Genomic DNA, 12,391 nt, shown 5'->3' with positions numbered 1-12,391 from the left:
TTTTCTTTTGCAACAAACGAGCATGAATAAAAAATAGACGTGCAATAAAAGCAGAAGACACCGCAGATAATTTTTATTTGCGGTTATGTGCGGTAAAGAAAAATTCTCCAACTAGTTGTATGACGTACAGTATTGCTTGCCTGTATTATTAGACGTATTACGATGTAGTATATTGTATGAAAGTTGCAAATGAAGATTGTTATCCATCCCAATGCGTTGAAACATGGTCTCACTCGTGAACAAATTCTTTCCGCTTACTCCACAGGACACAACACGGCAAAGCTTCGGAGCAAAGACCAAGGAAAGTATCCGCCACGATGGGCAAGTATCGGTTTTGATTATGAGGGGCGGCCTATCGAAATAATCTTTGCCAGCGGTCTTGAGCAGCATCTAATCTTTCACGCGAATTATTTAACAACGAGATTCAAAAATGAGGTGATGAAATGAGCGAATACGTCGGCATTAACGGTGTCCCTTTGGAGAAGAAGAAGTTCAAGCATGGATTAACGAAATTGATTCGGGATTCCCTAATACCTATTTCGAGAAAACTGCTCCACGTGCATGGGAAACTGAACTCCCGCCAATGGAAGCTAAAACCTTTCGAGCGCCAGTTGCTTTATGGGAAGCAGTGGAGAAAAAGCGAGAGAAAATAATCAAAACATTTCCGAATTCGTCCGAACTGCTCTCGCAAAAGAAGTCTTAGGCTAAAGGCGCTTTACATTTTCGGGTTGCAAGGACGATATCCATTAGCAATGAGATAGGTATAATCGCCGCGAGGTTACGTAAGTGGTGGCGAAATGGGTGGTTTTGTTTTCCGACGGGAGTGCCGTCGTTATTGCGAGCCTGTGACCTGCGGAAACACAAGCGCTTTCGACGGTGAAAACCGCAGCCTGAGTTCTTGCCACCAGTTACGTAACGAAATTAAGTTCTTGCCACTAGTTACGTAACAAACCTGACTTCCCGCCATCAGCTACGTAATGAAACTGAGTTCTTGCCTCCATTTGCGTAACGGGAATCTGTGTTTTGCCAGCGGTTGCGGTGCTGCTGGTTTTAAGTGAACGCTTAGAAAAGTGAAGTCTTGGCAAAGTGAGCACTTAGCAAAATGGACTCTTAGTAAATTACAGTGAAAGATTGTCTGAAAAAATCTTGGTAGGTATACTCGGATGTACTAGGTGTTACTGGGGTCGCTCAGGCATAACTGGCTTGCACAACGAGAAACCTACTGCAAATCGTGAATCGAAATTGCTAATCAAAGTTGATTTGCTGATTTGATTTAGTGGTGAAAGGTTTGCCGATTCTAAGATATGCTCACAGCCGAGAATTTAACTTTCAGGGTTCTGCTTTTCGAAAATCTTCGGCATATCTCAGAAAATCTCAGAAAATTCTTCCGGGATTTGAAGGAGATTTCCGGAAGAACTTCTTTCGAAAACTGCTTGCGGAGTATTTTTTCGACGGATATCTTTTCGGTGAAACGTCCGGGAAAGTTCCGCAAATGTTTTTGCAAATGTTTGCGCAAATGTTGCTGAACTTTTCAAATTTTCGTTCAAAAAAGTTTTCTGCTTTTTGCGGACGGATTTCATGCAAACAGCTTCATACAAACAGCTTCATGCAAACAGCTTCATACATGCAGCTTCATAAAGGCGGCTTTGTATAAGCAGCTTTCAAATGGAAAGCTTTTTACGCAGAAGCTCAACGCAGAAGCTCAACGCAGAAATCTCAACACAGAAAGCTTTTTGTCTCGAAAATGCGGAGCAGGAAGTACCGTTGTGCAAGGTGATAGGCCATAAATAATTACGAATAGGGCAAGTTTTATGACTGCAATTAAAAAACGAATAAATAGTTATCTTGCACTCTTCAGCATTTTCGCGCTCGCATTTTTGAGTTTTCTCCCAATGCCGCCGGCGCTTGCTGCTGAAGCGAATCTTGCGCAAGGAAAAACTGCTGCGGCTTCCGATAAGGAAGCAGATAAATTCAATGCAGCGAAAGCTTTCGACGGCGATACCAGCGGCAGAGATTCGCGATGGGCAAGCGCTGCCGACGCTGCTGCAGGAAAAGATGGAGGACCGCATTGGATTTATGTCGATCTTGAATCGGTGCAGAATGTGAAGAATGTGCGGATTTTCTGGGAGCAGCGCAAGGCGAAAGGGTATAAAATTCAAGTTGCTTCCGGCGATACTGCGCCAGAAGCGGCCAGTGATGCTTGGAAAACAGTAAAATCGTTCGATTCGCATCCGCAGGCTTTAACCGATGTAATTACTTTCGGCCAAGCAGAGCAGGCACGGTTTGTCCGCTTGTATATTGACCATAATACTTTTAATGATCCCGACGGCGGGGTTGCATGGGGTACGGTCTCTGTTTTTGAAATGGAAGTTTATGCCGGGGACATTCCGGAAAGTCTCGATACCGTAGCAAATAAGATTTCCGTCGCCGCGCCGGAAGCGGATACCGCGAAACTGGCAGTAACTGGTTTAACTAACAACGATACTTATAAAACTGAATTCCTGGGTGCTGATTATGAGCAGGTCGTGGGGGCTGATTTTACAATCTTCAAACCAATAGTTTCTACGCCGGTAAAGCTTGCTTTTAAGGTGACGAAAAAATCTGATAATTCCTATGTTTTCAAGGAGATTCCAGTTACGATTCCGGGTAAGGAAACCGTTGCCGACGGCGATAATGCTGCTCCGCAGGTCCTTCCGGAGCTGCGCGAGTGGAAAGGCGGAACAGGTGAGTTCACGCTGCGGAATAGTGCGCGTGTAATTTACACTGACGCTTCTTTTGCGGCGGCGGCAAATGCGCTGGCTGCAGATTATGCCGATATTTTTGGCGGAAAAGCACTTTCGGTAATGAAAGGCAGTGCTGATTCGGCAAAAGCAGGCGATATTGTGCTTGTCAAGACTGCCGATAAAACTCTCGGGCTGCAAGATGAAGGGTACCGGCTTGAAGTGAGCGGTAAAACCGTCGCTGCGGCTGAGACGGCAGCCGGTGCATACTGGGCTACCCGTACGATTCTCCAGGCAGCAAAAGCTGCAGGCGGGACGATTCCGCAGGGTACGGCACGTGATTACCCGCTCTATAAGGTGCGCGGTTTCATGCTTGATGTTGGGCGGAAGCCGTTCAGCCTTGACTATCTAAAACAGATGGTCAAAGAGATGGCTTGGTATAAGCTGAACGATTTCCATATTCATCTTAACGATAACTATATTTGGGTTGAGGATTATAAGGGTGATTCGGTAAATAATGCCTACTCAGGTTTCCGGCTTGAATCTGCGGTCAAGGCTGGCGGAAACGGCGGGAAGAACAAGGCTGATTTGACCAGCAAAGACATGTTCTATACCAAGGCAGAGTTCGCCGAGTTTATTACCGATTCAGCTGCGCTTGGGGTGAATATTATTCCTGAATTTGATATGCCGGCGCATTCGCTTGCATTCACTAAGGTTCGGCCTGATTTGCGTACTCCTGGTATTAAACGCGGTGCTGATCATCTTGATTTAGCAAATCAATATGATGAAGCGTATTCGTTTATTACTGGTGTTTGGGACGAGTATCTGAAAGGCGATAACCCGACTTTTGCCGGAGCGAAGACGGTTCATGTGGGTGCTGACGAATATGAAGCTTCCCAGCAGTCTTATCGAAAGTTTGTAAACAATATTTTCGAGCATGTTGAAAACACTGGGCATAAGGCGCGTATTTGGGGTTCGCTTACTCAGCTGCACAATGGTGAAGCAGTTTCTGGTGCCGGGCGCGAAATTAACATCTGGAATACCGGATGGGCTAATGCGAAAGAAATGTATAACCTTGGTTTCGAGCTGATTAACACAATCGATGGTTCTTACTATATTGTGCCGAATGCAAATTATTACTATGACTATTTAAACGAAAGCACAATGTATGAATCCGCCGTGAATAATATGGGCGGGGTGGTAATTCCAGCTGGTGATCCGAAGATGATCGGTGCTGCGTTTGCTGTGTGGAACGACATGATTGATCAGAAAGATACCGGCATTTCGGAATACGATATTTTCGATCGTACGGCGAAAGCTTTGCCGCTGCATGGTGCGCGTATGTGGGGCAAGCCGGCGTCTGCACTTGATTTGGCTGGGGCGAAAGCTCGTGCCGGAAAACTTGGGGAAGCACCAAATACTAATTTCCATTACACCGACGGTGTGCCGGCGGGTGAGCAAGTGGCGAATCTTCCGCTGCAAAATGATAAAGACGTAACTGGAAACGGCTTTAATCTTGGCGTGAAGAAAAATGCGGCAATTGCGGAAGCAGATTTCACCAAGGCGCTGCGCTTAAATGGCGGTGAGTCTTATGCAGAAATCGGCGGCGAAGGTGTGCCGGAAACTATCGGACTCGGCCATTCGCTGCGGGTGAAAGTGAAACTTACGGAACTGGTGAAGAATAACGACGGCACTCCAGCTGATCAGATTCTTTTCGAAAGTCCTTACGGCACAATTAAAGCTGTGCAGGGCGGAACTGGAAAAGTCGGATTCAGCCGTGAAGGGTTTGATTATTCGTTTGATTATGCATTGCCGCTGCAGGAGTGGGCAGAACTTGAGATTCGAAACGCTTTCACGACGGCGAAACTTTTTGTTGACGGCGTGGAAGTTGGAACTCTTGGTTCCCCGGAGCGGACTAAGCTCAAGGCAACGATGATGATTCCGTTTGCTGCCGTCGGCGCGAAAGCGAATGCTTTTAATGGTTTTGTAAAAGATGTGCGGATAGATGCAGTGCCGGAGCAGCCGTTTGTTTCGACGATGGCGCTCGAACGCGCGGTTGTTACGGCGAAATCAATTCTTGCTGACGCATTTGCGGATACTGCCGCAGCAGATAAGAAAGCATTGCAAGATGCGATTGCGGCTGCGGAAAAGGTTGCGGTGAAAGCCGACGGCGAGCTTACTGCAGCTGCGGTTGAAGATGCGATTGCTTCGCTGCGGGCTGCAGCTGCGAAAGTGAAAGCTCCGGGTGCTGATTATCGCCGGGTGGAGGCATTGCTTGCCGTGGTTCCTGCTGATTTGTCCGGGTATACTGCCGAGTCTGCTGCTGCTTTTGAAACCGCGAAAGCACGTGTTGTCCGCGGTTTGCCGAAGCGGATGCAGGCAGTTGTTGCCGGATATGAAGCTGGGCTGGCGCAGGCAATTGCTGGATTGGTGCTGAAAAAGATGACGTTACCTATGTAGATTCGGCATTGCTTACCGCGAGTGCAAGTTCTTTCCAAGACGCCGGTTCTGCTCCGGAGAAAGCGCTTGATGGCGACGGCGATACAATGTGGCATTCGAAGTGGTCGATTGCGAAAATGCCGCATTGGTTTATGGTGCGTGCAAGTCAGCCAGTTGAGATTAATGGTGTGACAGTGCAGGGGCGTAAGTCCGGCACTAATGGCAGACTCAATGGGTATGTGGTCGAAGTTTCTGATGATGGGCAAACTTGGGAGAAAGTTGCTGAGGGGACTGCCGCAAATGGGAAGAATTTGCAGAACACAGCTGAACCGCAGGTGATTTCTTTTGACCGCAGTGTGACTACGCGGAATGTGAAGATTACGTGGAACAGTTCTTATGGCGATCCGGCTAATAAGAACGGTTCGGCTGCGGAAGTGAAGCTTAATGCAGTTCCGGCGAATCCTGATACGGATACGTTGGATGTATTGCAAAAACAGGCCGCTGGTTTATTGAAGTCTGATTTTTATACTGCTGATAGTGCGGCGGCTTTGCAGGATGCTTTTGCAGCTGCAGCAGGTGCGGATCGTGCAGATGCTGAGGCTGTGAATGCGGCGATTGCAGCGTTGCGCGGTGCGTTAGCTGGTATGAAGTTAAAAGCTCCAGTAGTGCCGGATGTGCCGAGCGAGCCAGGCACCCCGAGCGAACCGAGCGAACCGAGTGAGCCGGGCGAACCGCAGCCGGATGTGCCGAATCCGGTGAATCCGGCTAATCCGGATTCTCCTGCTGCTCCAATACTCGATAACCCGACTGCAGGTGCTGCAGCTGCGGTACAGGGGAAAGCCAAGAACCTCGCACAGACCGGTGCAAGTGTGCTTGGGGTGCTTGTTATTGCTGGGGTGTTTACGGCAGCAGGTGCGGTGTTAGTTGCCCGCCGTCGGAACACTGCCCGCGAAGAATAGCTGGAAATCTGGTCAGAAGTGCGGAATTGAAATTCTGACCGGGAAATATTGGGTGCCGAGCTGCTGGGAGAAATACCTTGCACTCGGCACCCAAGCCTGCATTTCCGGTGTATTTTCCGCAAATCGTCCCTGTAATAACTCCCAGCACTAGTTCCGGCAGCAACTCGGGCACTAGTTCATGTAATAACTCCGGCACTAGTTTTTATGCGGGAACTGCGGATATGATGCTTTTAAATACGGAACGGGATTCGGTGTTATCGGGATTTGCGGGCGGTTATCGAGATAATAAACACGGATGATTTTGCCTGCAGCAGATATAATGCGCATAGCGTAATTGTTCTCTGCTCATATCTCGAAGTGGCTTCCGTGGGCTATGTATGATGTACTGAGTAGTTCTAGTGTGATTTCTAGTTTGTATTATTTATTTTCAGACTTTCGGAAGGAGTCGGTATGTGCGGTTTTGTTGGATTTGTTGACGAGGTGGAAAACCGCGAAACCGTGCTCGAATCCATGATGAATCGGATTGTGCATCGCGGGCCGGATATGGGCGGGCAGTTTTTCGACGGAAAAGTGGCGCTCGGGTTCCGCAGGCTTTCGATTCTTGATCTTTCTGAAGCTGGAAAACAGCCGATGAGTAATGCAGATGGAACCGTAACTATCGTGTTTAACGGTGAAATCTATAATTTCCAGGAGCTTCGCAAAGAGTTGGAGGATCTCGGTTATGAGTTCCATTCCGCCGCCGACACTGAATCTCTGCTGCACGGATATGAGGCTTGGGGTGAGAAACTGCTCGATAAGCTTCGCGGGATGTATGGTTTCGTAATTTGGGATCGGAAACGCCAGCGGCTCTTTGGTGCACGCGATATTTTCGGGATTAAGCCGTTATATTATGCACGGCTGCCAAAAAATGCCGACGGCAAGTCGGGGCTGATTTTTGGCAGCGAAATTAAAAGTTTCCTTGACCAGCCGCACTTTGTGAAAAGAATGAATAAAGACGCACTGCGGCCGTATGTCACATTGCAATATTCGGCAACGGCAGAGACTTTCTTCCAAGGTGTTTACAAGCTCCCGCCGGCTCACAGTTTCACTTTCGATGTGAATACCGGCGAAATGCAGGTAAAACGCTACTGGGATTGTGACTATCAGGCAATCGAAAAACCGTATGAAACGTATGTGCAAGAGCTGGATCAGGTAGTGCATGAAAGTGTAGCAGCACATCGGATTGCAGATGTAAAAGTGGGAGCATTCCTCTCTGGAGGAGTGGATTCGAGCTATATCACCGCATGTCAGCGCCCTGATGAAACGTTCTCCGTCGGTTTTGATTTCGCAAAATTTAATGAGACGAACTATGCGGCGCAGCTTTCGGAACAATTTGGAATCAAGAATTACCGGAAAATGATTACGGCAGAAGAATTTTTCTCCGCATTGGAGACGATTCAATATCATATGGATGAGCCGCAATCGAACCTTTCGTCGGTACCGCTTTACTTTTTGGCAAAAATGGCGTCTGAGCATGTGACGGTAGTGCTTTCCGGCGAGGGAGCAGACGAGCTTTTCGGCGGATATGCCTACTATGAAGATACAGCTCCGGTACGGAAATATATCCGCATCGTGCCGCGTCCGATCCGTCGTGCGCTGGGGCATCTTGCGTTAAAACTGCCTTACTTTAAGGGGCGCAATTTTTTGGTAAAAGGCGGGGAAATTCCGGAGAAAAGCTTTGTTGGGCAGGCGCTTGTCTGGCCGGAACACGAAACTGACGATTTATTGAAACCGGATTATCAAAACGGGGCAGGAGCATTTGAACTTGCAGCGCCGGTTTATGCGCGGGTAAAGAATTCTCCGACACTGGTGAAGAAACAATATTTAGATATGAATATGTGGCTTCCGGGAGATATTCTCCTGAAAGCAGATAAAATGTGTATGGCGCACTCGCTTGAGCTGCGTGTGCCGTTTCTTGACCGGAAAGTGATGGAATTTGCAGAACATATTCCGGATCGTTACCGCGTAAATTCGCATGGAAATAAACAGGTTCTGCGGCATGCGGCAAACCGGAACCTGCCTGAAGAATGGGCCACCCGCCCGAAGGTCGGTTTCCCGGTTCCGTTAATTTATTGGCTGCGTGAAGAACGCTGGTACAAGTATGTGAAAGAATATTTCACAGCACCTTGGGCTGCCGAGTTCTTTAATCTTGATTTGCTAATGCGGCTGCTTGATGCGCATTATGCCGGGAAAGAAAATAATCAGCGGAAAATTTATACTCCATTGGTGTTTTTAATCTGGTATAAGCGTTTCTTTATTGATGAACCGATTGACGCAGCTCGCGGGGAAGATTCCGCTTCGCGCACGGTTTAAGCAGAGATGTTTAAGTGAATGTCAGGTGCGGATGGAAACAGATATTGAGCGTGATTGGGCGCTGAATAAAACGGATATTTCGACGGTGTTTTCGCAGGTGCTTTGCACAAGCGTTTCGACAACGTTTAGATGGATGTTTTGCGCGGCGGCAGCTCCGTCGCTAATAATTGCGTAGTATTTGCAAAATAATCAGGCAGGTGAAAACAGTGGAACGGAAACGTCTCGGGATTCTCGGCGGGCTTGGCCCTGCAGCAAGTGTCTATCTGACAGATCAGATTGTGCAGCTGACGGATGCATCCAGCGATCAGGAACATCTCGATTTTGTTTTACTGAACCGGCCGCAAATACCTGACCGTACTGCTTTTTACTCGGGAAAAGTGATAAAGATTTTACGCCTGCTGTCTGTGAAGCGCTGCGGACGTTAGTGAAGTTAGACTGCGAGGTTGTGTGTGTGCCTTGTGTAACTTCGCATGCTGCATATGCGGCAATGCTTACGGCTGCGAATCCGGCGCAAGTGATTGATTTTCCGCAGGAGATTGCACAAGATGTAAAAAATCGCGGCTGTGTGAATATCGGGATTTTGGCGACTTCCGGCACAGTCAAGACGGGGTTTTTACAGCGGGTAATGGAGAATTCCGGGCTTTGTGCGGTTATTCCTGATCCGCAGATTCAATCGTGTGTTGATAGTGTGATTTACGATGATATAAAAGCTGGGAAAACTGCGGATCCGCAAAAAGTACAGGAGATTATCTGCGCAATGAAAGCGCAGGGATGCGATAGTCTTGTGCTTGGATGCACCGAGTTGCCGTTGATGCGTCTTGAGCTTGACGCAGATGGAAAATATGCTGGAATGTATATTTCTGATTCGCTGAAAGTATTAGCGAAAGCTGCGCTTCGTGAATGCGGGCTGCCGATTAAAGCCGGTAAGTAACGTGTGCAGGTATTATCCGTGATGTGCGTAGTGCAGGTAGTTCGTGTGGTGCAAGTATGTGCATGGCGCAGGCAATGCGCGTAGTGCAGGTAATGTGCGCGGAGCCTGCGGATTCCGGTAAATTCCGTCGAATTTTCAGATCTGATGCAAAGTACGGCAGCGTGCAATAGAGTATTTATAGTTAGTTCGCAAAGAAAGTAGATAAGATGCGCATCGAAGTTAGTGCTGAGAAAGAACTTCCCCGACTGCTCCAACCGGTGATTGTTGGCGCGGACTTTTCCGGATATGCGTATGTGCGCTGTTTCTGGGAAGCGTACGGAATACATTCGATTGTGCTTGGTTCTTCAGAAATAAAAGCTGTTTCGCAAAGTAAATTTGTTGATTATCGGGTGGTGGAAGGGCTTGATACGGAAGAAATTCTCCTCAAACACACCCGCGAACTTGGAAAAGAACTTGCAGAGCAAGGAAAAGTACCGTTTTTAGTTGGGTGCGGTGATCATTATGCCCGAATTATTTCACACCTAAAACCGCAGCTCGAAGAATATTTTTACGTTCCTTATATTGATTTTGACCTGCTTGATGAATTAACGCAGAAAGAGAATTTCTACAAGATTTGCGACGAAATCGGGATTCCGTATCCGCGGACAGTTTTCCTGGATTGTAATGATCCGGAGGCGAAGTGCAGCGACGGCGGGTTTTCTTATCCGCTGATTGCGAAGCCGTCGAACTCGGCAGCATATCATTATGCGAAGATTCCGAATAAAAAGAAAGTTTTTTGGTGGAGACTCGCGCGGAATTGGAGCAGATTTTTCTGATTTACAAAAGTCGAGTTATGACCGTTCGCTGATCGTGCAAGAATTTGTTCCGGGCGACGATACGCAAATTCGGATTCTTTCGGTGTACACTGACAAAAATTCTGACCCGGTTTTTGCTGTCGGCGGGCGTGTGGTGCTTGAAGACCATGCGCCGGGTGCGATTGGTAATCCTGCCGTCATTATTCCGGAGCAAAATGAGAAAGTGCTTGCTGACGCGCTGCGTTTTATGAAGCATGTCGGATACCATGGGATGGCAAATTTCGATGTGAAATTTGATGAGCGCGACGGCACCTATCGTTTTTTGAAATCAATACCCGCCCTGGGCGCAGTTCTTTCTTCCCGTTCCAGGCAGGGGTAAATTTTGCGCAAGTGCAGGTGGAAGACGTGGTGCTGGGGAAGGAAATGGAGTTCATTGCAGCTAGTGCGCCGTTTGTGTACACCACTGTTCCGCCGTATGTGGTAAAGCGGTCGATTGCTGATGAGAAGCTGAAAGCGATTGTGCTTGCTGGGTTTAAGCGCGGGATTGCGGATTTCCCGCTGAATTGGAAAAAAGAATCTTTGGCGCAGAAATTTTGGGCGCGTGTGAACTATTATCACCAGATTTCAAAATTTAAGAAGTATCTGTGGGATGCGGGGAAGAAAGTTATCTGATTAGCGTGAAAAGCTGCCCCTGCCGAAAACCGGGGCGGGATGCAGGGGAGAAAGTTATCTGATTAGCGTTCGCTGCATTTTTATTGACTATGCGGTGCTGGTGGTTGTGCTGTGTGGCTGGTCGTGCTGTTGTGATTGTGCGGTGCGGTTGCTCATGCAGCTGGTTCTGGTTGCGGTTGTGCGGTTAGGGTGTTTTTGGCCGGGCTGCGAGATTGTGTCCGTCGGTAGCTAAGTTTTCAGGTTGCTGGATTGTGTCCGTTGGCAGCGGGGCAGGTGCTGGTTTACGTAAGTGGTGGCATAATCCCTGCTGGTTTACGTAACTGATGGCGGGATCGGCATTTTTAAACGTAACTGGTGGCGGGGTCGATGCGGGCTTACGTAACTGGTGGCGAAATGCGTGGTTTTATGTAACGACGGGAGAGCCGTCGGAACTTTAAGCCCATGACCAGCACAAACGCAAGCACTTTCTCCGGCAATAATTACAGCCCGAGTTCTTGCCACCAGTTGCGTAAAGTTTTCTTCTTGCCATCAGTTATGTAAGAGGGAAGCTGTGTCTTGCTGTTGGCTGTGTGGATGGGTGGCTTTGTGTGTCTGCTGTTTATGTTATAAAAATTCTGTGAGCTGTATATCAATAGAAAATTGGTAAATTGGTGGCGATGGTTGTTGCGGTTGCGATAGATTTTGAAAGGTAAAGATTGAAATTGAAAATTGTTATCTCTATTGGTTTTGTTGAGATGGCATGTGAAATTTAATATTTTGGAGGGTGCTTTGCATACTAAACCTACCACGCATTCCGCCGACTCTTACCCTGCGGGGGGGTGCCTTTAAGGGCATTTTCTAGGCGTATAGCTAGAATATTTACAATTTTGCTGGCAGCGTTGCTGGCGATTGCTGGTTTGCCAAGCACAGCTACGGCTGCTGATGAGAAACACGGAGTGATTGTTGGAGAAGCGGGATCGTGGTATCCCTACTTTGCATTATCTGAACAAGAAGTTGCAACAGCAAACGTTGATCCAATTAAAATTCGATACAAATTATCTGGTTTTGCGACTCATTGGGTGTACTGCATTAACTCACATATTCCGGCTCCGGATAATGGTGAAGCGATTGCAGACAAAGAAACGGTGAGTTCAAATCTTCCTCATCCATACACTGTATTTAAATACAATGTAACTGATTTGCGCTGGATTAGAGATATGTATTTCGCGAATCCGCATGATGACGTAACTACTGCCCCAACTTTTGAAGCCCAAATGGGTGTTGCGCACGCTCTCTACAGAGGTTTCCCAAACGACGGCTTTGGGCTCAAAGCAAAATATAATCTAAGTGACTGGGAGTTCTATGCACTCACGCAGTATGCAGTGCACTTTTGGACTGATTCGGACGTTCAAGGACATATGGGAATTGCTGGCTTACATAACCTCACGAATCCAAATGCAAATCAAGTTTTTTCGATCTAGTTAACAAACAAACTACAGTTGAGGAAACTTTAAGTCTGATACACGGCAGCTTTTACGTAGGGAA

At 47.7% G+C, this 12,391-nt stretch carries 11 protein-coding genes; all 11 read left to right on the top strand.

The features are described from left to right. The first annotated feature begins 189 nt into the window (after positions 1 to 189). Entirely contained in the window at positions 190 to 447 is a 258-nt protein-coding gene (locus RQN30_RS07065) for a hypothetical protein (RefSeq protein ID WP_353059871.1), read from the top strand. Next, positions 444 to 653, top strand: coding sequence for a hypothetical protein (locus tag RQN30_RS07060; protein WP_353059870.1), 210 nt, complete (start codon positions 444 to 446; stop codon positions 651 to 653). The genes RQN30_RS07065 and RQN30_RS07060 overlap by 4 nt, the downstream gene beginning before the upstream one ends. Before the next feature lie 1,158 nt (positions 654 to 1,811). Then, positions 1,812 to 5,180, top strand: a complete 3,369-nt coding sequence (locus RQN30_RS07055; protein ID WP_353059869.1) for a glycoside hydrolase family 20 protein — start codon at positions 1,812 to 1,814, stop codon at positions 5,178 to 5,180. A gap of 8 nt (positions 5,181 to 5,188) precedes the next feature. Then, positions 5,189 to 6,118 carry a discoidin domain-containing protein gene (locus RQN30_RS07050; RefSeq protein WP_353059868.1) on the top strand — a complete coding sequence of 310 codons (930 nt, stop codon included), beginning with the start codon at positions 5,189 to 5,191 and terminating at the stop codon, positions 6,116 to 6,118. A gap of 450 nt (positions 6,119 to 6,568) precedes the next feature. Next, positions 6,569 to 8,470 (top strand): asparagine synthase (glutamine-hydrolyzing), encoded by a 1,902-nt coding sequence (gene asnB, locus RQN30_RS07045; protein WP_353059867.1) that lies wholly within the window; start codon positions 6,569 to 6,571, stop codon positions 8,468 to 8,470. Between the two features lie 206 nt (positions 8,471 to 8,676). Beyond that, positions 8,677 to 8,895 (top strand): aspartate/glutamate racemase family protein, encoded by a 219-nt coding sequence (locus tag RQN30_RS07040; RefSeq protein WP_353059866.1) that lies wholly within the window; start codon positions 8,677 to 8,679, stop codon positions 8,893 to 8,895. Next, positions 8,883 to 9,401: an aspartate/glutamate racemase family protein gene (locus RQN30_RS07035; RefSeq protein ID WP_353061800.1), complete on the top strand. Its 519-nt coding sequence runs from the start codon at positions 8,883 to 8,885 to the stop codon at positions 9,399 to 9,401. Before RQN30_RS07040 ends, RQN30_RS07035 begins: the two co-directional genes overlap by 13 nt. 206 nt (positions 9,402 to 9,607) lie before the next feature. Then, complete coding sequence (locus tag RQN30_RS07030; protein ID WP_353059865.1) at positions 9,608 to 10,216, top strand: hypothetical protein; 609 nt, start codon at positions 9,608 to 9,610, stop codon at positions 10,214 to 10,216. 34 nt (positions 10,217 to 10,250) lie between these two features. Further along, complete coding sequence (locus tag RQN30_RS07025; RefSeq protein WP_353059864.1) at positions 10,251 to 10,574, top strand: hypothetical protein; 324 nt, start codon at positions 10,251 to 10,253, stop codon at positions 10,572 to 10,574. Positions 10,575 to 10,600: 26 nt separating this feature from the next. Continuing rightward, positions 10,601 to 10,867 (top strand): hypothetical protein, encoded by a 267-nt coding sequence (locus tag RQN30_RS07020; RefSeq protein ID WP_353059863.1) that lies wholly within the window; start codon positions 10,601 to 10,603, stop codon positions 10,865 to 10,867. 818 nt (positions 10,868 to 11,685) lie between these two features. After that, entirely contained in the window at positions 11,686 to 12,327 is a 642-nt protein-coding gene (locus RQN30_RS07015) for a thioester domain-containing protein (RefSeq protein ID WP_353059862.1), read from the top strand. Positions 12,328 to 12,391 lie beyond the last annotated feature (64 nt).

Source organism: Arcanobacterium hippocoleae, assembly GCF_040360365.1.
Classification (GTDB): Bacteria; Actinomycetota; Actinomycetes; order Actinomycetales; family Actinomycetaceae; genus Arcanobacterium_A; species Arcanobacterium_A hippocoleae_A.
The sequence above is the reverse complement of the archived record's forward strand: the minus strand, read 5'-3'. Positions and strand labels throughout refer to the sequence as shown.

Coding starts and splice junctions, on each gene's coding strand:
- RQN30_RS07065 (WP_353059871.1), top strand. CDS start 190: ATGAAGATTGTTATCCATCCCAATGCGTTGAAACATGGTCTCACTCGT.
- RQN30_RS07060 (WP_353059870.1), top strand. CDS start 444: ATGAGCGAATACGTCGGCATTAACGGTGTCCCTTTGGAGAAGAAGAAG.
- RQN30_RS07055 (WP_353059869.1), top strand. CDS start 1,812: ATGACTGCAATTAAAAAACGAATAAATAGTTATCTTGCACTCTTCAGC.
- asnB (WP_353059867.1), top strand. CDS start 6,569: ATGTGCGGTTTTGTTGGATTTGTTGACGAGGTGGAAAACCGCGAAACC.
- RQN30_RS07030 (WP_353059865.1), top strand. CDS start 9,608: ATGCGCATCGAAGTTAGTGCTGAGAAAGAACTTCCCCGACTGCTCCAA.